The sequence below is a fragment of the Pseudomonas sp. MTM4 genome (assembly GCF_019355055.1).
Classification (GTDB): Bacteria; Pseudomonadota; Gammaproteobacteria; order Pseudomonadales; family Pseudomonadaceae; genus Stutzerimonas.
In genome coordinates, this window is sequence record NZ_CP048411.1 from 752,257 (window position 1) to 775,601 (window position 23,345).

Annotated in this window: 14 protein-coding genes and 1 pseudogene; 5 read left to right on the top strand and 10 right to left on the bottom strand. The window is 61.3% G+C overall.

The window, feature by feature from the left end; genetic code table 11:
- Window positions 1-35: 35 nt before the first annotated feature.
- The 8 genes and pseudogenes from fdhE to GYM54_RS03440 form a co-directional block, all read right to left on the bottom strand.
- Window positions 36-977: a formate dehydrogenase accessory protein FdhE gene (fdhE, locus tag GYM54_RS03405; protein ID WP_371924031.1), complete on the bottom strand. Its 942-nt coding sequence runs from the start codon at window positions 975-977 to the stop codon at window positions 36-38.
- The gene (locus GYM54_RS03410) at window positions 974-1,663 is read right to left on the bottom strand and encodes a formate dehydrogenase subunit gamma (RefSeq protein WP_197445070.1); all 690 of its coding nucleotides are present in this window, start codon (window positions 1,661-1,663) and stop codon (window positions 974-976) included. The genes fdhE and GYM54_RS03410 overlap by 4 nt, the downstream gene beginning before the upstream one ends.
- A complete protein-coding gene (fdxH, locus tag GYM54_RS03415) occupies window positions 1,660-2,595 on the bottom strand; it encodes a formate dehydrogenase subunit beta (RefSeq protein WP_181103510.1) in 936 nt (311 codons plus the stop codon). The genes GYM54_RS03410 and fdxH overlap by 4 nt, the downstream gene beginning before the upstream one ends.
- A complete protein-coding gene (gene fdnG / locus GYM54_RS03420) occupies window positions 2,595-5,675 on the bottom strand; it encodes a formate dehydrogenase-N subunit alpha (RefSeq protein ID WP_219232611.1) in 3,081 nt (1,026 codons plus the stop codon). Before fdnG ends, fdxH begins: the two co-directional genes overlap by 1 nt.
- 139 nt (window positions 5,676-5,814) lie before the next feature.
- Window positions 5,815-6,738 (bottom strand): annotated as a pseudogene (gene ligD, locus GYM54_RS03425) (non-homologous end-joining DNA ligase).
- Window positions 6,739-6,957: 219 nt separating this feature from the next.
- A complete protein-coding gene (locus GYM54_RS03430) occupies window positions 6,958-7,953 on the bottom strand; it encodes a Ku protein (RefSeq protein WP_197445071.1) in 996 nt (331 codons plus the stop codon).
- 25 nt (window positions 7,954-7,978) lie between these two features.
- On the bottom strand, window positions 7,979-8,836 hold the full coding sequence (locus GYM54_RS03435) for an SDR family oxidoreductase (RefSeq protein ID WP_197445072.1): 858 nt from the start codon (window positions 8,834-8,836) through the stop codon (window positions 7,979-7,981).
- Window positions 8,837-8,938: 102 nt separating this feature from the next.
- Window positions 8,939-9,955, bottom strand: coding sequence for a zinc-dependent alcohol dehydrogenase family protein (locus tag GYM54_RS03440; protein ID WP_197445073.1), 1,017 nt, complete (start codon window positions 9,953-9,955; stop codon window positions 8,939-8,941).
- 265 nt (window positions 9,956-10,220) lie between these two features.
- On the opposite strand from GYM54_RS03440, the gene GYM54_RS03445 reads away from it, so the two are divergent.
- The 5 genes from GYM54_RS03445 to GYM54_RS03465 all read left to right on the top strand — a co-directional run bounded on the left by GYM54_RS03445 (window position 10,221) and on the right by GYM54_RS03465 (window position 18,504).
- Window positions 10,221-11,138, top strand: coding sequence for a LysR family transcriptional regulator (locus tag GYM54_RS03445; protein WP_131648843.1), 918 nt, complete (start codon window positions 10,221-10,223; stop codon window positions 11,136-11,138).
- 257 nt (window positions 11,139-11,395) lie between these two features.
- Window positions 11,396-12,622, top strand: coding sequence for an efflux RND transporter periplasmic adaptor subunit (locus tag GYM54_RS03450; protein WP_197445074.1), 1,227 nt, complete (start codon window positions 11,396-11,398; stop codon window positions 12,620-12,622).
- Window positions 12,623-12,720: 98 nt separating this feature from the next.
- A complete protein-coding gene (locus GYM54_RS03455) occupies window positions 12,721-15,891 on the top strand; it encodes an efflux RND transporter permease subunit (RefSeq protein WP_197445075.1) in 3,171 nt (1,056 codons plus the stop codon).
- Window positions 15,888-17,291: an efflux transporter outer membrane subunit gene (locus GYM54_RS03460; protein ID WP_181103503.1), complete on the top strand. Its 1,404-nt coding sequence runs from the start codon at window positions 15,888-15,890 to the stop codon at window positions 17,289-17,291. The genes GYM54_RS03455 and GYM54_RS03460 overlap by 4 nt, the downstream gene beginning before the upstream one ends.
- A gap of 220 nt (window positions 17,292-17,511) precedes the next feature.
- Window positions 17,512-18,504 (top strand): TRAP transporter substrate-binding protein, encoded by a 993-nt coding sequence (locus GYM54_RS03465; RefSeq protein ID WP_131648987.1) that lies wholly within the window; start codon window positions 17,512-17,514, stop codon window positions 18,502-18,504.
- Window positions 18,505-18,650: 146 nt separating this feature from the next.
- Here the strand turns inward: GYM54_RS03465 and GYM54_RS03470 are convergent, their stop codons facing one another.
- Entirely contained in the window at window positions 18,651-20,126 is a 1,476-nt protein-coding gene (locus tag GYM54_RS03470; protein WP_181103502.1) for an efflux transporter outer membrane subunit, read from the bottom strand.
- The gene (locus GYM54_RS03475; protein WP_197445077.1) at window positions 20,123-23,227 is read right to left on the bottom strand and encodes an efflux RND transporter permease subunit; all 3,105 of its coding nucleotides are present in this window, start codon (window positions 23,225-23,227) and stop codon (window positions 20,123-20,125) included. The genes GYM54_RS03470 and GYM54_RS03475 overlap by 4 nt, the downstream gene beginning before the upstream one ends.
- Between the last annotated feature and the right edge of the window lie 118 nt (window positions 23,228-23,345).

Sequence of the window (23,345 nt, forward strand, 5' to 3'; positions counted from 1 at the left end):
TCGTTTCCTACCGAGTCCCGCAATCGCGGAAAGGCCTAAGCCCCCATCACCAGCAACGGGTTGTAGCCACTGCGTGCGTATTCGTCCTGCTCGGCCAGCAGCATGTCCAACGCGAGGCTGGCCAGATCGTCGGCAACCGGGTCTGCGCGCCCATGGAGCTCGCGCTGCATGACTTTCAGGTAGCTGTGGCATTCGTTGCAGGCTTCTGCCTGGACCGGCAGAAATGCTTTGCCCTGCCCTTCATCGAGCGTCAAATAGAGCAGCTTGCCGCCGGTGTCGCACACGCTGCATTTCACACGTTCCAGATGCCATTCGGTCGCGCAAAGCGAACAATGCAAATAGCGCACGCCACTGCGATTACGCTCGTTGTGCACCACGCTGGCCACGGGTGCGGCACCGCAACACGGGCAAAGCGCCTTCGCCTCACCGATGGGACGCGCCGGCGCGTTGGGTAGTCCGATGGCCAGGCGTGCCCAGGTGACCTGCAGCGCCGCAGCGACCAATGGCAATAGCGCGCGAGTCGCCTCATTGCCGGGACGCATTTCGAACACGTCATCGGCCAGCTCATCGAGTCGCTCAGCGGGCATCTCTCGCAGCGCGGCGAGCAACGGCCGCTGGCGTTCGCCCACGTGCAGCTCCACCGCATCGAGAATGGCGAGCAAATCGGCGTACCAACGCACGTCTCGTCGCAATGCCTGGAACCCCAACGGTGGCATGTCATGCTTCAACGCTTGATCGAAGGCATCCGGCGCCGGTCGCCAGGCAGGTTCGTGCTCGGTCAGTACCTGATGCTGGGCCTGTACCAGACGGGCCATGAACGCTAGGAACTCATCCAGCGACGGCACCTGCATGACCAGTTCTCTCAGCCGCGTCGCGCGTTTGCTAAACACCTTGGCATCCGGCAGCACCACGTGGGGCGCATCCATGATTCCGGACGGCGCGCTTCCATACGAATGATTCACTTCAGCTCCTTTCATCTACGGCGGTCCTGCACTTCGCTGGTGGGCGACGTGGCTTGCGCATCGGATTTCTCGTTGCGCACGACATCTTCGTACCACAGCCCGTGATGGTGACGCGCCCAGGCGTGGCTGACGCGGCCCTGCGTCATGGCCCGCACCGAGCCTTTGACCCAGATGGCCGAGTAGACGTGAATGACTAGCGTGATGATGGCGATGAATGCAGCGATCGCGTGAATCAACACGGCCCAGCGCAGCGCCCAGATTGGCATGTCATCAGCGATCCAAGGGCGCCAGAGCACGATGCCTGTGATCAAGAGCACCGGTACGGTGGCCAGGAAGATCCAGTACACCAGTTTCTGCCCGGCGTTGTTCTTGCCTACCGGTGGCAAGCGCTCATCGCGGTTGCTGAGCACGTCGCCGATCTGCTTCATCCACTGCACATCGTGGCGGCGTATCAGGTTGTCGCCGAAGAAGCGCACCGCCTGGATGATGAAGAACAGCGACATGAACACGCCAATATACGGATGCACGATTCGCGTCGGCTCCGGACCACCGAACAGCGCAGTGAGCCCGAAGAAGGCCGGATAGAACAGCGCGAGGCCGCTCAGCGTGAGCAATACGAAGCTGATCGCGATAAGCCAGTGGTTGACCCGTGCCCAGCAACCGTAACGCAGAATGCCGTATTTGACGTTGGAATGGCTCATAGCCGGTCCTCCCCACGACGATCAAGTTCGCGATCAGCCGCCGCCAGCTCTGGGTCCGGATCATCCTCCGGCTCTTCCTTCGGCCCTTTCATGACGTAATGGAAGAAGCCGGCCAGCACTGACACACCCAGCGCTACGGACATGATCGGCTTGGTCACGCCCTTCCACAGCTCCACGGTCGGGCTGATATGCGGATCTTTCGGCAGGCCACTGTAGATTTCCGGCTTGTCGGCGTGTTGCAGCACATAAACCACGTGGGTGCCGCCAACCCCGGACGGGTCGTAGATACCGGCGTTTTCGTAGCCGCGCCCCTGGAGGTGCTGGACCCGATGAGCGCCGTAATCGAGCATGTCCTCCTTGGTGCCGAACATGATCGCCGAGGTCGGGCAACTCTTCACACACGCCGGCTCCAGGCCATGGAACACCCGATCGGAACACAGCGTGCACTTGTACGCCTTGTTGTCCTTTTTCGAGATTCGCGGGATATCGAAGGGGCAACCGGCGACACAATAGCCGCAGCCGATGCAGTGCTCGGAGTTGAAATCGACGATGCCGTTGGCGTACTGCACGATGGCACCAGGCGATGGGCAGGCCTTGAGGCAGCCCGGCTCGGCGCAATGCATGCAGTTGTCCTTGCGGATCAGCCACTCCAGGTTGCCCTGTTCATCCTCGTATTCGCTGAAGCGCATGACCTCGAACGACTCGGCGGTCAGGTCCTGCGGGTTGTTGTAGGTGCCATCGCAGGTCCCGACATCGTCGCGCAGGTCATTCCATTCCGAACAAGCGACCTGGCAGGCCTTGCAGCCGATGCAGACCGACACGTCGATCAGTTTGGTGACCTTTTCCACGCCCCCGTGCCGCACCTGCGGCGAGGGCGTGGTGGTCGCCGAGCGGGCGATGATGTTTTGCAGATTGATCTGGTCACCAACCATCAGACGGCTCCTCCAATCTTCTCCACGTTCACCAGAAACGACTTGAACTCCGGTGTCTGTGTGTTTCCGTCACCCACGAATGGGGTGAGGGTGTTGGTCAGGTGCGCCTTCTTCGCCACACCTTTGAAGCCCCAGTGAATTGGGATGCCGATCTGATGCACGGTGCGTCCGTCGATCTGCAACGGCACCAACCGTTTGGTCACCACCGCAACGGCGGTGATATAGCCCCGTTTGGACGTCACCCGCACCCGGTCGCCCGCAGCGATGCCCAGTTCCTCAGCCAGCACCGCACCCATCTCGATGAACTTCTCCGGCTGAGCGATGGCATTGAGTCGCGCATGGACTGTCCAGTAATGGAAATGCTCGGTCAGACGATAAGTCGTCGCCGCATAGGGGAAGTCCTTGTTGGAGCCAAACGAATCTCGATCCTGCTCGAAGACACGAGCGATCGGATTGTTCATCGCCAACGGGTTATTTGGACTCATCGGGTTGCGATCGATGGGGCTCTCCATCGGCTCGTAGTGCTCCGGGAATGGCCCTTCGTTCAGCCATTCGCAAGCGAAAAAGTGCCCGCCTCCAGACTGGGTGATGATGAAGGGGCCGACGCCCTGGGACGGCGGCGATGTGAGCGGGAAGTCAGGCACATCCGCCCCGGTCCAGCGTTCGCCATTCCACCAGACGAACGCTTTGTTGGGTGCCCATGGTGTGCCGTCTGGCCGGGCTGAAGCGCGGTTGTAGAGGATTCGCCGGTTCATTGGCCAAGCCCAGGCCCACCCCAGCGTATTGCCGGTGTTGTACGGGTCGGAGTTGTCGCGCCGGGCCATCATGTTGCCTTCTTCGGTCCAAGCACCGGAATAGATCCAGCAACCGCAGGCCGTCGAACCGTCATCACGCAGCTCGCTGAAGTCCTTCAGCAACTCGCCTTTGCGGCGGACTACATTGCCCGCTTCGTCGGTGAGATCCACCAGCGCCCTGCCGTTGTATTCCTGAGCCAATTCGGCGGGCTTCGGAAAATTCGGATCCTTGTAGTTCCAGCTCATGTTCAGGATCGGGTCCGGGAACGCACCGCCCTCCTCCTGATACATGTGCTTCAACCGCAACATGACCTCACCGAGAATTTCGGTATCGGTCATTGACTCGCCTGGACCTGGGGCACTCTTCTCATGCCATTGCAGCCAGCGCGAACTGTTGGTAATGGAGCCGTCATCCTCCGCGAAGCAGGTGGTCGGCAGGCGGAATACTTCAGTACCGATCTGCGACGGATCGACATCGTGGTATTCGCCGAAGTTCTTCCAGAACTCTCCGGTCTCCACCGTGAGCGGGTCCATGATCACGAAGTACTTGAGCTTCGACAGCCCATCCATGACCTTGGCCTTGTTCGGAAACGCCGCCAGGATATTGAAGCCCTGGCAGAACGCACCGGTCATCTTGCCCAGCGTCATGTCGTTGATGGCGTAAAGCACGTCGTAGATCGGCACGGAGAGTTTCGGCAACCAGTCGTAGCACCAGTTGTTTTCCGCCGTGGCGACGTCGCCGTACCAGTCTTTCATCAGGCTGACGAAGAAGCGCTCGTAGAATTTCCAGTACGACACCTCGCCTTCCACCAGCGGCGCCTTGATGCGCGTCTCCATGTAGTCGGCGTAGGTTTGCAGGTTTGCCGATGGCAGGTTGAGGTAGCCGGGCAGGAGGTTGGACAGCAGCCCGATGTCGGTCAGGCCCTGAATGTTGGAGTGGCCTCGCAAAGCGTTCACACCGCCACCAGGCATACCCATGTTGCCGAGCAGCAGCTGCACCATCGCACCGCAACGGATGATCTGCGAACCGATGGTGTGCTGCGTCCAGCCCAGTGCGTAGAGGATGGTCATGGTCTTGTCGGGCGCAGATGTCTGCGCCATCAGATCCCACAACTCCTGCACCTTGGCCTTGGGCATGCCGCAGACGTTTTCCACCTGTTCGATGGTGTAACGGCTGTAATGCTCGCGCATCAGCTGGAACACGCAACGTGGATGTTCGAGGCTTGGATCGGAGCGAGCGAAGCCGCGCTCATCCAGCTCGAAATTCCAGGTTTCGCGGTTGTAGGTCTTATCTTCGGGGTTGTAACCCACGAACAACCCGTCATCGAAACCGAAACCTTCGGCGACGATCAGGCTGGCGTCGGTGTATTCCCGCACGTATTCGTGGGCGTAACGGTCGGATGCGATCAGGTAGTTGATGAAACCACCCAGGAACACGATGTCCGTGCCGGTACGGAGCCAAGCGTGATAGTCCGCCACCGCCGTGGTGCGGTTGAAGCGTGGATCGATGGAAATCAGGATCGCATTGCTGCGCTCCTTGGCATGCATGACCCAGCGGAATCCCACGGGATGCGCTTCGGCCGAGTTGCCGCCCATGGACAGAATGACGTCAGCATTGGCGATGTCGACCCAGTGGTTCGTCATGGCACCGCGACCAAATGTTGGGGCAAGACCTGCCACCGTTGGTCCGTGTCAAACGCGCGCCTGGTTGTCGAGTTGAAGAATGCCGAGCGCCCGGGTGATCTTCTGCGTGATGTACGCCGTCTCGTTGGTACAGGCCGAGGCCGCCACCATGGAGGTCGTCAACCAGCGGTTGACCAGCCGCCCCTGCTCGTCATGGGTTTCGAAATTCTTGTCGCGGTCGTCCTTCATGTGTCGCGCGATGCGCGTGAAGGCTTCATCCCAGCTGATGCGCTTCCACTCGTTGGTGAACGGCTCACGCACTTCCGGATATTTGACCCGGGATTCGCTGTTGATGAAGTCGAGTACGCCTGCGCCTCTTGGACAGAGCGAGCCACGACTGACCGGATGGTCCGGATCGCCTTCGACGTGGTAGATCTGATCGACCACGTTGGCGGCGCCGTCTCCACGTGAGTAGAGCAACATGCCGCAACCTACCGAGCAGTAGGTGCAGATATTGCGAGAAATTTTGGCGCCGGTCAGTTTGAAGTGACGAATCGACGCGACGGCTTCATCAGGCGCAAACCCCATCATGGCCATGCTCGATGCGCCTACAGCGGTCGCACCGAACTTCAGGAACTGTCGCCGGGATACTCGCACGGTCATCGGTATCTCCTGTTACTCGTTATGTTCTGCCTATCACATCTGCAACCGCTCTACGGCGGTTATTGCAGACTGCTGATGGGTTAGGTGCATGTTCGCTACGCTAGTTCAAAGGCTAGCTGGAGATTCGGCAAAAGAAAGGTCACCCGTCTTGCGCGAGTGCTTTTAGCAACGATGCCGATATGGATTGGCGAGTCGATGCGTAATCAGACCAAGGATCGCCAGACTGCTACGCCAAGCGTTGATGCAGGTTGAGGATGTTCCACTGGTTCGCCCCGGCGATCTGCTCCAGCTCGTCGCGACCGATAGGCACCGACACCGGCAAGCCGGGCCGCGCACGAGCCGAGTAAGCCGCGACTGTGCTGGCGCCGCGCTGATTTCGCAGATAGTCGACGAATATTTTGCCGATTCGATTCTTCGGCCCCATCTTCTCCGCGAATTTATCTGGCGCCTCTCGCGCCAGGCGCATCGTCACGCCACGAGCGAACTCGTTGATGCAATCCCAACCCTGACGGCGATCGATCGGCACCACCACGTGCATACCGCGGCCACCACTGGTTTTGAGAAAGGCCTTGAGACCCAGCTCGTCGAGCAGATCGAGTGTCATACAGGTCGCCTCGACCATGCTCGACCACGGCAGCGCCGGGTCAGGATCGAGGTCGAAGACGATTCGGTCCGGTCGATCGATACGGTCGCTGCGGGCGTTCCAGGTATGAAACTCGACGGTGCCCATCTGCGCCGCCTCGACCACTGCCGTGATGCTGTCGGCCTGGATCAGGCGGGCGTGTTCAGGGTCGAGGGATTTGTCCAGCACGCGCATGTGCGGCATTTTCAGTCGGCCGCAATGGCGCTGAAAGAAACTATCTCCATCCACCCCGTCCGGCGCGCGGACGATGGACAGGGGGCGTCCGGCCAGATGCGGCGTCAGCCAATTGCCCACCGACAGATAGTATTCCGCCAGCTGCAACTTGGTGGCGCCGCTTTGCGCATCGATGACGCGTTGCGGACTGCTGATACCGATGCCGCCCACATCGGGGCGTTTGCTCTTGCCGGGTGTTGCTGACATGAGGCTCCTCGTGGATCCAGGCCATGTGAAAATTACTGCGCTCGGTAATGCGGCGTTAAAAACAGGCTCGGATGCGAGCCCAGTCGGAATGCTCATTTACAACTCGTAAACTCGAGTGCGAGCCCAGTCCGCTTCTTCGCCTGTTTTTATGGGGCCGCCCAGTTCTTGCCTGGGCGGCCCCGCCTAACCTTCGCTCGCTACGTTTTCACACGGCCTGAATCAGCTGGCTTTCTTCCTGGTGGACTTACTGGCGGCACTCTTGCTTGTGGTGGACGACTTGCTGCCGGAGGATTTGCTCGCCGTGGACTTGGCCGGTGCCTTGGGCTTGCTGGCGGCGCTTTTGCTCGCCGTGCGTTTGCGCGGCGCCTGCTCTTCGGTGTCGTCTTCGTCGTCGACTTCTTCGGCCTGCGCTGTTTTTTTGCCAGGTTTCCCAGCCAGGCTGCGTTTGAGCAGTTCGGTGAGGTCGATGACATCGGCGCTGCGACGATCGACCGCCTCTTCCGGTCCGCCCACGGCTTCGAGCTTGCCTTCGCGTGCCTTGGTCTCCACCAGGTCCATGATCTGGTCCTGGAAGGTGTCTTTGTACTGGTCGGGGTTCCACTCGTCGCTCATGTCCTCGACCAGTCGCTTGGCCATGTCCAGCTCGCGCGGGTTGAGGTCGGCATTGAGCGCTTCGTCCTTCATCTCCAGGTATTCCACGCCGCGCACCTCATCGGCCCAGCGCAGCGTGTTCATCACCAGCGCCTTGCCCAGTGGCATCACCACCGCCAGGTGCTGCTTGTTGCGCAGCACCACATTGGCGATGCCGACCTTGCCGGTCTGGATCAGCGTTTCACGCAAGAGTGCGTAGACTTTTTCGCCCCGCCGGTCGGGCGTCAGGTAGTACGGCGTATCGATATAAAGAAAGGAGATGTCCTTGGCATCGACGAAGGCGACGATATCCACCGTCTGTGTCGCCTTCGGGTGCGCGGCCTTGATCTCATCGTCGCTTATCACGACGTAGTGACCCTTCTCGTATTCGACGCCCTTGACGATGTTCTCGCTGTCGATGTCTTCGCCGGTGGTCTTGTTGATGCGTTTGTAGCCGACCCGGTCCATGCTGCGTTTGTCCAGCCAATCAAAATCGATTCCCGTGCGGGTGGTGGCCGGCACCAGCGCGACGGGAATATGAACCAAGCCGAAACTGACGGCGCCCTTCCAGATCGTGCGAGGCATAAGCTTTTCTCCTGTCGACTGGTGCTCAGCCGTTGAGCACCGTACCGCCGTTCACATGCATCACCTGGCCGCTGACATAGGACGAATCGCTGCTGGCGAGATAGACATAGGCCGGCGCCACTTCGTCCGGCTGGCCAGGACGCTTCATCGGCACGTTGGCGCCGAATTTCGCGACCTTGTCCGCATCGAAGGTCGACGGAATCAGCGGCGTCCAGATCGGGCCTGGCGCTACGCCGTTCACACGGATGCCGCGCTCGGCCAGGTTCATCGACAGCGAGCGGGTAAACGCAGTGATAGCGCCTTTGGTGGCCGAGTAATCGAGCAGCTGCGGGCTGCCCTTGTAGGCCGTTACCGAGGTGGTATTGATGATGGACGCACCCTGCTTGAGGTGCGGCAGCGCCGCCTTGGTCATCTGGAACATGCCGAAGATATTGGTGCGGAAGGTCTTCTCCCACTGCTCTTCGCTGACGTCTTCCAGGCGCTCCTGCGGATGCTGTTCGGCGGCGTTATTGACCAGGATGTCGAGCTTGCCGAACTTGGCCCGCGTCTCGTCGATGACCTTGCGGCAGACCTCACGATCGGCCACATCGCCAGCAAAGGTCAGGCATTGACGGCCATGGCTTTCGACCACTTTGCGGGTTTCGTCCGCGTCCTGGTGTTGGTCGAGATAGAGAATTGCCACATCGGCGCCTTCTCGGGCGAACAGCACGGCCACCGAGCGACCAATGCCGCTGTCGCCGCCCGTGATGATCGCCACCTTGCCCTGCAGCTTGCCGGCTGCCTTGTAGTCTTCGCCCTTGAACTCCGGGCGCGGGTTCATCAAGCCTTCCTTGCCGGGCTCCGGTTGCTCCTGAGGTGGCAAGGTCTGGTTTTCTTCGCCCATGTGCTTTTCCTCCGTCGAGTGAATTACCTGTCTTCGGAGGACTTGGACGGAGAGTGGAAAGTTTCTATGAAGCGATGAGAGGCCCCCTGCGCAGCGCCTCCATCATTCGACGCCGAGCACGACCCGCCCGCGCGGGATACCGCTCTCGACGTACCGGTGGGCGGCAACCACCTCATCGAACGCGAATACCTTGTCGACCTGGGGCGTGATCAGCCGGTCGGCGGTGAGCTGGTTGATGTGCAGCAGCGCGCGCCGGAGCGCGTCACGGTTCTGCTCGATGCCCAATTCCGGCTGGCCGGTGAAATCGCACAAACAATGAAGGAAGAATTTGAAGTTTTTCTTGAACGCCGCGCACGCAGGAAAGGCTGTCTCGTTGCCGCCGTTGAGCCCGTAGAGGATCAGCTTGCCGCGTGGTGCGATGACATCGCCCAGCAGCTTCATCTGAGGACCGCCACAGGCGTCAAGTACCACCTCGACGCCCGCGCCAGCGGTGATTTTCTGCAGGCGGCCAACCAGGTCTTCCTCTTCGGTGACGATCACCGTTTCGGCGCCCAGCGTGCGGAGAAAGTCCCGATCTTCGGCGGTCTCGCAGGTGGCTATCACCCGAGCGCCCAACGCCTTGGCCAGCTGCACGGCGATCGGTCCGGTGCAATGGCTCGCTTCGGTCACCAGGACATACTGTCCGGGTTCGAGTTGCGCCAGTTCGACCAATGCGAAGTACGCGACCAACGCCGGCATGTAATGCACGCAGGCCTCAACCGGGCTGAGCATGTCCGGATAGTGAACAAGAGAGAACTGAGGCAGCAGCACCTTCTCGCCGTACAACGGATACCGGTTGAGGTCATGAGCAAGAAAGCTCGCCACCCGATCACCGACGACAAAACCATCCACCTCATCGCCCACCGCCAGCACTTCACCGGCGACTTCGCAGCCGAGCCCGGCGGGCAACTGTGCATGGCGTGGCGCAAGGTCTTGCCGCCAAAGCACATCGCTCCAGCTGATGCCGATCGCGTTCACGCCGATCAGCACTTCACCAGGACCTGGCCGTGGCACGTCCTGCTGTTCATAACGCAGCACTTCGGCAGGACCGAACTGATGGAAACGGATCATGCGGGACATTGAAAGACCCCTCGATTACTACTGTATTAGCGACTCTATCTGCACTGTCGGCACAACTCCAGTCGCGATGCCCGCATTCCGTTCGATAGTCGCCATGCGCGCCAATGATGTTCGGCTGTACGTAAAGCCGCATCCCGTCCTGCAGGTTTGTGTCATTGCAAAGCGGAAATGGACATGCCGGCGTCACCCCGATCTGTCTAGAATGCAGACGCACCCTCCGAAGCCCGCAGCATCTTGCGTGGCCACACACGCGTGAATGAATGGCATGAATCGCAACGACCTCCGCCGCCTGGATCTGAATCTGCTGATCGTCTTCGAAACGCTGATGCACGAGCGCAGCGTGACGCGGGCGGCTGAAAAGCTGTTTCTCGGCCAGCCAGCGATCAGCGCCGCTTTGGCTCGTCTGCGCACGCTGTTCGACGATCCGCTGTTCGTGCGCACGGGCCGCAGCATGGAGCCCACTGCTCGCGCACAGGAAATCGCCGGCCTGCTCTCGCCTGCGCTGGACTCGATTTCCACCGCGGTCAGCCGCGCCTCGACTTTCGATCCGGCGACCAGTGAACTGGTGTTCCGCATCGGTTTGACCGACGAGGTGGAATTCGCCTTGCTGCCTCAATTGCTCAGGCGCATACGCGCCGAGGCTCCGGGTGTGGTGCTGGTGGTGCGGCGCGCCAATTACCTTTTGATGCCGGGCCTGCTGGCATCCGGGGAAATCTCGGTGGGCGTCTGCTACACGGTGGAGCTGCCGGCCAATGCCAAGCGCAAGGTGTTGAGACGGCCGAAGCCCATGTTGCTGCGCGCCGACAGCATCCCAGGCCGCATGAGCCTGGACGATTACTGCTCGCGCCCGCACGCGATGGTGTCCTTCGCCGGCGACCTGAACGGCTACATCGACGAAGAACTGGCGCTGCACGGCTGCAAGCGCAAGGTGGTGCTGGCCGTGCCGCAGTTCAATGGACTGGCCAGTCTGCTGGCCGGCACCGATCTGGTCGCGACCGTGCCGGATTACGCCGCTGCTGCCCTGGCCGCCAACGGTGGCGTTCGCGCCGAGCCGCTACCCTTCGAGACCAGCCAGGACTTCGAACTCTCCATGGCCTGGCGCGGCGCCCAGGACAACGACCCCGCCGAACGCTGGCTGCGCTCGCGGATTCAAATGTTCGTCGGCGATCCGGATAGTCTCTGATCGCCGCGTTTTCTGTCGTGTGGGCCAGCGGCGCTTCGCCCGCTGTGGTGGGCTGAAGCCCACCCTACAATCACTATAAGAGCGCGAAACCTTCCGTAGGGTGGGCTTCAGCCCACGAGAACGCCCATCCCGCCATTGATGAAACAGTCTGCAACATCATCGGGAATGATATTCACATTCGCCTCGTTCGATTTCTGCATCGAGAACCTGCCCCGCACACTTCGCCCAACATAAAAAACCGAGTTGCGGAGTCAAGCATGGAACGTTCATTCAACGCCCTGCGTTACCCACTGGTTGCAGTTGTAGCTGCGCTTGTCAGTGCATGTGGGCAGGCGCCTGAAGCCACCGAGGCGGCGATGCCGGCGCCGGCTGTCAGCGTCGCTGAAGTCATCGAGCAACAGGTCACCGAATGGGACGAGCTCACCGGGCGTCTGGAAGCGCCGGAGTCGGTCGATATCCGCCCGCGGGTTTCCGGCTTCATCGACAAGGTCGCGTTCGAAGAAGGCGCACTGGTCAAGAAAGGCGATCTGCTGTTCCAGATCGACCCGCGCCCGTTCGAGGCTCAGGTCAAGCGTCTGCAGGCCGAACTGCAACAGGCGCGCGCCACGCAGCAACGCACCGCCAGCGAAGCCCAGCGCGGCGAGCGGCTACGGGCCAATAATGCTATTTCCGCTGAATTGGCCGACGCTCGCGTCAGCGCCGCCAGCGAAGCGAAATCCGCAGTCGCGGCCATACAGGCACAACTGGACGCAGCCAAGCTGGACCTCAGCTTTACCCGCGTCACTGCACCCATCGATGGCCGCGCGGGTCGCGCCATGATCACCGCCGGCAATCTGGTGAACGCTGGCGAGGCGCTGCTCACTACGCTGGTTTCCACCAACGAGGTCTACGCCTACTTCGAGGCGGATGAGCGTACCTACCTGAAGTACCGCGAGCTGGCCCGCAACGGCACACGTGGCGAGGCGACTCCGGTCTACCTCGGGCTTTCCAGTGAAGACGGTCACCCGCACCTCGGCCGCATGGACTTCATCGACAACCAGGTCGATCCGCGTACAGGCACCATCCGCGGGCGCGCCGTGTTCGACAACCGTGACGGGCGCTTCACGCCTGGTCTTTATGCGCGGATGAAGCTTGTTGGCAGCGCCACCTACGATGCGGTGTTGATCAAGGACGTCGCGGTGGGAACCGATCTGGGCAAGAAGTTCGTGCTGGTGCTCGAGGACGGCAAGGTGAATTACCGCTCCATCGAGCTCGGACCGAAACTCGAAGGGCTGCGCATCGTCCGCAGCGGTCTCAACGAAGGGGAAACCATCGTCGTCAACGGCCTGCAGCGTGTCCGCCCGGGCAACGCGGTTGAGCCGAAAACCGTGCCGATGGCGGACGCCGAAACCCTCGCCGCGCTCAAGGAGCAGCATCGCGCCATTACTGCGGCGTTCAAGACCGAGGTGGTCGACCGCAGCGTGACACGGCGCCCAAATAGCTGAGCCAACGCCGCAGCCAGTCGAAAGTGCGCCCCGGCGCACACCCCGAAAACCGATTCCGTCAGGGTGCGTGATGAGCACCCTCTCCCCCGGAGTGCGTCATGAATTTCTCTCAATTCTTCATTCAGCGGCCGATCTTCGCGGCGGTGCTCTCCCTGGTGATCCTCATTGGCGGCGCCATATCGCTGTTCCAGCTGCCCATCAGCGAGTATCCGGAAGTAGTGCCACCTACCGTGGTGGTGCGCGCCGAATTCCCCGGCGCCAACCCCAAGGTGATCGGTGAAACCGTCGCCTCGCCGCTGGAACAGGCCATCACTGGCGTCGAGGGCATGCTTTACATGTCGTCTCAGGCCACCGCCGACGGCAAGCTGACCCTGACCATCACCTTCGCGCTCGGCACGGATCTGGACAACTCCCAGGTGCAGGTGCAGAACCGGGTGACCCGTACCATGCCGACCCTGCCCACCGAGGTGCAGCGCCTCGGTGTAACGGTCGACAAGGCATCGCCGGACCTGACCATGGTGGTCCACCTGACCTCGCCGGATGAGCGCTACGACATGCTCTACCTGTCCAACTACGCGGCGCTCAACGTCAAGGACGAGCTGGCGCGCCTGGACGGAATCGGCGACGTGCAACTGTTCGGCATGGGCAACTATTCCTTGCGCGTTTGGCTCGACCCGAACAAGGTCGCCTCGCGCAATCTCACTGCGTCCGATGTAGTCAACGCTATCCGTGAGCAGAACCGTCAAGTCGCGGCCGGCTCGCTGGGTGCGCCGCCAGCACCGGGGGCGACTGATTTCCAACTTTCGATCAACACTCAGGGCCGACTGGTCACCGAGGAGGAATTCGAGAACATCATCATTCGCGCAGGCGAAGACGGCTCGATCACTCGCCTCAGGGATATCGCACGCATCGAACTGGGGTCCGCCCAATACGCCCTGCGCTCGCTACTGAACAACCAGCCCGCCGTCGCCATCCCGGTATTCCAGCGTCCGGGCTCCAATGCCATCGAAATTTCCGACTCGGTGCGGGCCCGCATGGCCGAGCTGAAAAAGGATTTTCCTGAGGGGGTGGACTACGAAATTGTCTATGACCCGACCATTTTCGTGCGCGGTTCCATCGAGGCGGTGGTGCACACGCTGCTCGAAGCCATCGTGCTGGTGGTGCTCGTGGTGATCCTGTTCCTGCAGACCTGGCGCGCCTCGATCATTCCGCTGGCCGCCGTGCCGGTGTCGCTGATCGGCACCTTCGCCGTCATGCACATGCTCGGCTTCTCGCTCAATGCGTTGTCACTGTTCGGCCTGGTGCTAGCCATCGGCATTGTGGTGGACGACGCCATCGTCGTGGTGGAAAACGTCGAACGCAACATCGGCCTCGGCAAGTCGCCGGTCGAAGCCACGAAGCAGGCCATGAAGGAGGTGACCGGTCCGATTATCGCCACCGCCCTGGTGCTCTGCGCGGTCTTCATTCCGACTGCATTCATCTCTGGCCTTACCGGGCAGTTCTACCAGCAGTTCGCGTTGACCATCGCTATCTCAACGGTGATTTCGGCGTTCAACTCGCTAACCCTGTCTCCGGCACTTGCGGCCGCACTGCTGCGCAGCCAGGACGCGCCTAAGGACGGCTTCTCGCGCTTGCTGGACAAGCTCTTCGGCGGCTGGCTGTTTGCGCCGTTCAACCGTGTGTTCGAGCGTGCCAGCCACGGTTACGTGGGCGCGGTGAAGCGCATCCTGCGTGGCAGCGGTATCGCCCTAGTGGTCTATGTCGGCTTGGTGGGCTTGGGGTACATGGGTTTTGCCAGCACGCCGACAGGTTTCGTGCCGCCGCAGGATAAGCAGTATCTAGTGGCCTTCGCTCAGTTGCCGGACGCCGCGACCTTGGACCGTACCGAGGACGTAATCAAGCAAATGTCGGAAATCGCTGGTAAGCACCCCGGCGTCGAAAACACCATCGCCTTCCCTGGCCTGTCGATTAATGGTTTTACTAACAGCCCGAACAGCGGCATCGTCTTCGTTGCCCTGAAGGACTTCGATCAGCGCAAGGACGATGACATGTCCGCCGGAGCCATTGCCGCTGTGCTTAACGGTCAGTTTTCAGGTATCCAGGAAGCCTATCTCGCAATCTTCCCGCCACCACCGGTACAGGGATTGGGCACTATCGGCGGTTTCCGCGTGCAAGTGCAGGACCGTGGCAACCTTGGCTACGAAGAGCTCTACAAGCAGGTCCAGAACGTCATTGCCAAGAGCGCTGAATATCCGGAGCTGGCCGGGCTGTTCACCAGCTATCAGGTCAACGTGCCGCAAATCGATGCCGACATCGACCGTGAAAAAGCCAAGACCCATGGCGTGCCGATCGACCAGATTTTCGACACCATGCAGGTATACCTGGGCTCGCTGTATGCCAACGACTTCAACCGCTTCGGCCGCACCTATCAGGTCAACGTCCAGGCTGAGCAGAAGTTTCGCCTGACGCCTGACCAGATTGGCCAGCTGAAGGTTCGCAACGACCGTGGCGAGATGGTGCCGCTGTCGACTTTCGTCAAGGTCAGCGACAGCGCCGGACCGGATCGTGTGATGCATTACAACGGCTTCCTCACGGCGGAAATCAATGGTGCTGCGGCTCCGGGCTACAGCTCCGGTCAAGCCGAAGACGCCATGGAGCGCTTGCTCCAGGCCGAGCTGCCGAACGGCATGAGTTACGAATGGACCGAGCTGACCTATCAGCAGATTCTCGCCGGCAACACCGCGATGTTCGTCTTCCCACTCTGCGTGCTGCTGGCTTTCCTGGTACTGGCGGCGCAATACGAGAGCTGGAGCCTGCCGCTGGCCGTGATCCTGATCGTGCCGATGACGCTGCTGTCGGCCATCGTCGGAGTAATTCTCTCGGGCGGTGATAACAACGTGTTCACCCAAATCGGCTTGATCGTGCTGGTGGGTCTGGCGTGCAAGAACGCGATCCTCATCGTCGAGTTCGCCAAGGATAAGCAGGAAGAAGGCATGGATCGGTTGGCTGCAGTACTCGAAGCCTGCCGGCTACGGCTGCGCCCGATCCTGATGACCAGCTTCGCCTTCATCATGGGCGTGGTGCCGCTGGTGTTGTCCAGCGGTGCCGGTGCCGAGATGCGCCATGCCATGGGAGTGGCGGTGTTCAGCGGGATGCTCGGCGTGACCTTCTTCGGGCTACTGCTGACCCCGGTGTTCTATCTGGTGATTCGCGCTTTCGTCGAACGGCGCGAGGAGAAAAAGGCTGTACTGAAGGAGATCCATGCATGAAGGTTGTTATCACCACCCCGCTCCTGCTAGCCGCAATATTGGCCCTCAGCGCCTGTGCGGTCGGGCCCGATTACCGTACGCCAGAAACGGCGCCGGCAGAGATTGATCGCTCCGCCGCAAAAGACTTCGACCGCTCACGGTTCGAATCCGCCTGGTGGCGCCAGTTTGAAGACCCCACGCTGGACGCGTTGGTCGGTCAGGCCTTGGCCGAAAACCGAGAGCTGCGCATCGCCTTCTCCAGGCTACGTGCGGCGCGCTCGATCCGTGACGATGCCGCCAATGATCGCTTGCCTACCGTGACAGCCGGCGCCAGCGCTGAATACGGCAAAGCGCAGCAGCCTGGTTTCAGCGAAGAGCGCAGCAACATCGAGCGCTACGACCTGGGCCTGGATATGGCCTGGGAGCTGGACTTGTTCGGGCGTATCCAGCGGCGTATCGAAGCCAGCGAAGCACAGACTGAAGCCGCCGAAGCCGAGCTCTACCAACTGCAAGTGAGCCTGATCGCCGAACTGGTGGATGCCTATGGGCAGCTGCGCGGCGCCCAGCTGCGCGAGCGCATCGCTCGGGAGAACCTGGACAATCAGCGCGACTCGCATCAATTGACCGAACAGCTGCGCGAAGCCGGTATGGGTAGCGAACTCGATGTGCTGCGCGCCGATGCTCGTTTGGCCGCCACCGAGGCCAGCCTGCCGCAATTTCAGGCGGCCCAAAGCCGCGCGCGCAATCGCATCGCTACGCTGCTCGGCCAGCGCGCCGATCAGCTCAGCATCGACCTGTCGCCACGTGAACTGCCGGCGATTGCCAAAGCGCTACCGATTGGCGACCCCGGCGAACTACTGCGCCGTCGTCCAGACATCCGGGCGGCAGAGCGCCAACTGGCCGCAGCCACCGCCAGTGTTGGCGTCGCAACGGCGGATCTGTTTCCGCGGGTGAGCCTGTCCGGCTTCCTCGGTTTCATCGCCGGACGCGGTTCGCAGATTGGCTCCAGCGCCGCGCAGGCCTGGGGAGCCGCACCGAGCATCAGCTGGGCGGCGTTCGACATGGGCAGCGTGCGAGCCAGATTGCGCGGTGCCGAGGCCGATGCCGAGGGCGCGCTGGCGAGCTATGAACAGCAGGTGTTGCTGGCGCTGGAAGAGTCGGAGAACGCCTTCAGCGACTACGCCCGTGCTCAGGAAAGGTTGTTGTCACTGCTGCGTCAATCCAGCGCCAGCCGAGCGGCGGCGCAGCAAGCGGAAATTCGCTACCGCGAGGGCACGGTGGACTTCCTCGTACTGTTGGACGCCGAGCGCGAACGGCTCGCCGCCGAAGATGCCCAGGCACAGGCTGAAGTCGAGCTTTACCGGGGTGTCGTCGCGCTCTACAAAGCCTTGGGTGGCGGCTGGCAGCTATCCAACAGCTGACACGCGGATAGCTCTGCGCCGCTGCTTTGCTAGGTAAAGCAGCGGCGCATGGGATGGACAAATTGTGATGTATTCCCGCTCCCGCTCTTTCAATTATGAATTTTGCGAGAAAGCGCTTTAGGTGGTTCGGCTTATTTGGCATAACGTCGCGTTGAAGCTCAATCGCATTCGGCTCCCGGATGTAATGCCAACCAACCAAAAATAAAGAGCCTTTCAAATGATCAAGCCGATCATCACCCTCGCAGGACTGATGCTGGCACTGACCGCGACAGTGGTCGAAGCAGAGCCAATCGTTATCAAGTTCGCCCATGTCGTCGCCGAAGAAACCCCCAAGGGCAAGGGCGCCCTGCTGTTCAAACGACTGGTCGAAGAGCGCCTGCCGGGTCAGGTAACCGTCGAGGTCTACCCCAACTCCACGCTGTATGGCGATGCCGACGAACTGGAAGCCCTGAGCAAGAACGAAGTCCAACTGCTCGCGCCCTCGCTGGCCAAGTTCGAGCAGTACACCAAGCAGGTGCAGGTCTTCGATCTGCCGTTCCTGTTCGACGATCTGGACGCCGTCAATCGCTTCCAAAAACGCGCCAAGGGGCGTCAGCTGCTGCGCTCGATGGAGAAAGAAAACATCACCGGCCTCGCCTACTGGCACAACGGCATGAAACAGCTGTCGGCTACCAAGGCGCTGCGCTTGCCGAGCGATGCGAACGGCCTGGCCTTCCGCATTCAGCCGTCGGCGGTTCTGGAATCACAGTTCGCCCAGGTGGGGGCACCCACCAAGAAAATCGCCTTTGCCGATGTCTTCGCGTCGTTGCAGAACGGCACCGTTCAGGGCGCGGAAAATCCCTGGTCGAATATCTACAGCAAGAACATGCACACCGTGCAGCCGTACATCACCGAGAGCAACCACGGCGTGCTCGACTACATGCTGGTGAGCAACACGCGCTTCTGGTACGGCATCCCACACAGCATTCGTACCGAACTCGAAGGCATCATCGATGAGGTGACTTACGCGGTGAACCGCGCGGCCGAAGAGGCCAACCAGGCCCATCGCGAGCGCATCCGCCAGGCCGGCACGTCGCAAATCATCGAGCTCACCGCTGCCGAGCGCGAAGCCTGGCGTGAAGCCATGCGGCCGGTATGGAAGGAGTTCGAGCCGGTGATCGGTGCCGACATCATCAAAGCGGCACAGACGGTGAATCGCAAGCAGCGCGATTGATCTACCAGTTCACCCAGGCGCTCGCCTGATCTGACGAAACCCCGCGATAGCGGGGTTTCGTTTTTTTAATCGAACGCTCTGCATCGCGGGTCAGGTATTGGACGAACCCCCGTCATCCATCACCGGTAACCACAGGCGCCAAACACTCAGCGCTCCGGCCCTTCGAACACCGGTTCCTGCTCCAGTTGAGCCTCGCCCCAACCACCGCCAAGCGCCGCAATCAGCTGTACGCTGGCCGTCAGCCGATCGCCCAGCAACAAGAGGTTGGTCCGCTCGTTGTTCAATGCAGTGGTCTGCACCGTCGCGACGCTGAGGAAGTCGACAGTGCCCGCGCGATACTGGTTTTCGATCAGGCGCAGCGACTCCTGCGCCGCTTCCAGCGCTTCTCGCTGTACAACCGCCTCCTCGGCCAGGACGCGGAGTTGCACGAGGTTGTCCTCGACTTCACGGAAGCTATCGAGCACCGTCTGGCGATAGTTGGCCACGGTCTGGTCATAGCTGGCTTCCACCTGTTCCAGTTCGGCACGGCGAGCGCCGAAGTCGAGCAGCGTCAGCGCCAACTGAGGGCCCAGCGACCAGAAGCGGTTGGGCACGCTGATCAGATCGCTGAAGCTGCTGTTGCGATAGCCGCCACTGGCGCTCAGAGTCAGGTCTGGATACCAGGCCGCTTCGGCCACGCCTATCTGCGCATTGGCTGCGATGACTTGGCGCTCGGCCGAGGCGATGTCTGGTCGGCGCTCCAGCAATTGCGACGGCAAAGCCAGTGGCACCTCGGGCAACTGTGGGATGTCGCGGCGCTCGGCAATGGTCAGCTCCGAGGGCGGCACGCCAACGAGCACCGCGATGGCATGCTCCATCTGTGCCCGCTGCCAGCGCAGGTCGATCGCCTGGGCCTGGGTGCTTTTAAGCTGGGTCAGCGCCTGACTGACATCGGACTTGGGCACGATGCCAGCTTCGTACTGGTTTTCTGTCAGGCGCAGCGAGCGGGCGAACGCCTCGACCGTCTGGTCCAGCAACCGCTGCTGCTCGTCCATTACGCGCAATTGCAGATAGGTCTGGACCAGTTCGGATTGCAGACTCAGGCGGACCGCCGCCAAGTCCGCCGCACTCGCTTGCATGTTGGCGCGATTGGCCTCCAGATTGCGGCGCAGGCGTCCCCAGATGTCGAGCTCCCAAGAGGCGTCGAGGCCAATCTCGTAGCTCTCGCTTACACCGCTACTGCTACCGATGTACTGCGAGGAGCTATTTCCAGAGCTACCCTGCCCCCCGCGCGACACACCGCCACTGGCCCCCACGATGGGAAACAGTTGCGAGCGCGCCCCCCTTACCAAAGCACGCGCTTGGCGGTACTGCGCTTCGGCTGCCGCCAGATTCTGGTTGGAAACGTTCAGCCGGCCAACCAGCGCATTCAGTTCGGCATCGCCGTAAAGCGCCCACCAATCGCCACGCTGCAAGACGTCCGCCGGCGCGGCGGTCTTCCATCCCTCGGCCTGCTTGAACTCCGTGGCAACGGGCAGATCCGGCCGCTGGTAGTCAGGACCCAAGGTACAAGCGCCGAGCGAAAACGCCATGACCATCATGGCCAGCGGGCGCAAGGGGGATTTCAAATACGACGAATTCATAGCGGATTTTCCAGAGCGGCATCGGTGCGCACACCACGCCAGCGGTTGAAGCGATGACGCGCGCGGTCGAGATACAGATAGACGACCGGCGTGGTGTAGAGCGTGAGGATCTGGCTGAGGATCAACCCACCGACGATGGTCAGGCCCAGCGGTTGGCGCATCTCGGCGCCTTCGGCACCGCCCATGAGCAACGGCAAGGCGCCGAGGATCGCGGCCATGGTAGTCATCAGAATTGGGCGAAAGCGCAACAGGCAGGAACGGCGAATCGACTCTTGCGGAGACAAGTGGTCGTTGCGCTCGAATTGCAGCGCCAGATCGATCATCAGGATCGCGTTCTTCTTGACCACGCCGATCAACAGGAACAGACCGAGCAGAGAGATCAGGCTGAACTGTTCGCGCATCAGGATGATTGCGAGCAACGCGCCGACACCCGCTGAAGGCAGCGTGGAAAGAATCGTCAACGGATGGATGTAACTCTCGTAGAGGATGCCGAGCACGATATACACCAGCAGCAAGGCACCGAGAATCATCAGCGGCTGCCCTTCCTGCGTGGCCTTGAAGACATCTCCGGTACCGCCCAGACGCCCCTGCACCTCGCTGGGCATGCCGATGGCGGCAACCGCACGCTCGATCGCCCGTGTCGCCTGATCGAGACTCACACCGGGCGCCAGATCGAAGTCGATGTTTTCCGCGGCGAACTGCCCCTCATGGCTGACGCGGTCTTCTTCGAGGCTGCGCTCATAGCTTGCGAAAGCGGCCAGGGGCACCCGCCGACCATCGCTGGTAATCACCTGAATCTGTTCCAGCACCTCAGGATGCTGGGCGTATGCCGGGTCGATCTCCATCACCACCTGATACTGGTTGAGCGATTCGTAAATAGTGGATATTTGCCGCTGGCTGAATGCGTTGTTGAGCAAGGTGGTGACCGTGCTCATATCGATACCCAAGCGCTTGGCCGCGTCGCGGTCCACTTGCAGGCTGATCTGCTGCGCGCCCTCGCCTTCGTTGGCATCGATGCTGGTCAGCTCCGGCAACGCCATCAGCGCGCGCGTCACCTGCGGCACCCAGGCGCGCAAATCGGCCAGATCGCTGGCCAGCAAGCTGTAGGAGTACGCCGAACTGCTTTGTCGCCCGCCGCCGAACTGCAGATCCTGATCAGCCATGAGGAACATGCGCCCGCCTGGGACTTTCGGCTGATTGGCACGAATGCGCTCGATGACTTTCTGCGCGGAAATCTTGCGTTCAGCCAGCGGCTTGAGGCGAACGATCATGAAGGCGTTGTTGATGCCGCCTTGTCCGCCGATGAAACCGGCCACGCTCTCTACCGCAGGATCGGCCAGCACCGCCTGGCGGTAGATCTCCATTTTCGGCTGCATGACCTGGAACGACAGCCCATCGTCGCCGCGGATGAAGCCGGTCAGCTGGCCTGTGTCTTGCTGGGGCAGGAAGGTTTTCGGAACCTCGATATAGAGGAAAACGTTGAGCCCGATGGTCGCCAACAAGGTGAACAGCATGATCCGGTGATGCCGCAGCGCCCACCCGAGGGATCGGTCGTAGTGACGCAGCAGCCATTGATGGGCGTCGTGGCTCCAGCGATGCAGGCGCCCTTCCTGCGATGCGTCGTGGGGCTTCAACCAACGTGCGCAGAGCATCGGCGTTAACGTCAGCGAGACCAGCAGCGAGACCAGGATGGCCGCCGCCAGGGTGATGGAGAACTCGCGAAACAACCGCTCCACGATCCCGCCCATGAACAGGATCGAAACGAACACCACCACCAACGACAGGTTCATTGACAGCAGCGTGAAGCCCACCTCCCGCGTCCCTATGTACGCGGCGCGCATTGGCGGGACGCCGTCATCGATGTGTCGTGCGATGTTTTCCAGCACCACGATGGCATCGTCCACCACCAGCCCGGCGGCCAAAATCAAGGCCATCAACGACAGCACATTGAGCGAGAAGCCGAACAGGTACATCACGGCGAAGGTGCCAACCAGCGATACCGGCACCGCCAGCGCCGGGATCAACGCCGTGCGCAGCCGACCGAGAAAGAGGAACACCAGCACGATGACCAGCCCCACCGCGATCAGCAATGTGCGCTCGGCCTCATGCAGCGTCGCGCGGATGACTGGAGAACGATCCATCGCCACCGCCATCTTGACGCTACCAGGCACGATTGCTTGCAGGGCCGGCAATTCATTGCGAATGCCTTCGATGGTTTCGATGATGTTGGCGCCAGCCTGGCGGTTGATGATCAGCAGCACGGCGCGTTCGTTGTTGAAGAATCCGTCGTTGTAGCGATCCTCGACCGCATCGCTGACTTTGGCCACGTCGCTCAGGCGCAACGCGGCGCCGTCCTGGTAGCGAATGATCAGCGGCAGGTAATCAGCCGCCTCGTGCAGTTGGTCGCTGGCTTGTACCTGCCAATGACGGTGATCGTCTTCGACCATGCCTTTGGGCCGGCGTACGTTGGCCGAGGCGATGGTCTGACGAACCTCGTCGAGAGACACGCCGTACTGCTCGAGCTGTTGCGGTTGCAGTTCGACGCGTACCGCCGGTAGCGAACTGCCACCGACCTGCACCTCACCCACGCCGGGCACCTGCGATAACTTCTGCGCGAGCACCGTGGAACCGATGTCGTAGAGCTGGCCTTTGTCGAGTACATCGGAGGTCAGCGACAGCACCATGATCGGCGCCTGCGACGGGTTGACCTTCCGATACGTAGGCATGCTGCGCATACCGCTGGGTAGCAGATTGCGCGCGGCGTTGATTGCCGCCTGAACCTCACGCGCGGCGCCGTTGATGTCGCGGTCGAGATCGAACTCGATGATGATCCGCGTCGAGCCCTGGCTGCTGCGGCTGCTCATCTGGTTGACGCCGGCGATGCTGCCCAGCGACCGCTCCAGCGGCGTCGCCACGCTGGAGGCCATGATCTCCGGGCTGGCACCGGGCAAACTGGCCTGTACGGTAATGACCGGGAAATCCATATTCGGCAGTGGCGACACTGGCAACAAGCCAAAACTGACCCCGCCCAACAGCAAGATCGCCAGGCTCAGAAGCATGGTCGCGACTGGGCGAGCGATGAAGGGGGCGGACAAGTTCATAGCTGTAAGCCAGTGGCAGGCAGGAAGCGGGAAGCGGGAAGCGGAAAGTTGAAGGCTCTGTTTGCGGGGATGCCTATTGCTGCTAGCAGAACGGGACGATTACTCAGTTCAGCCGATA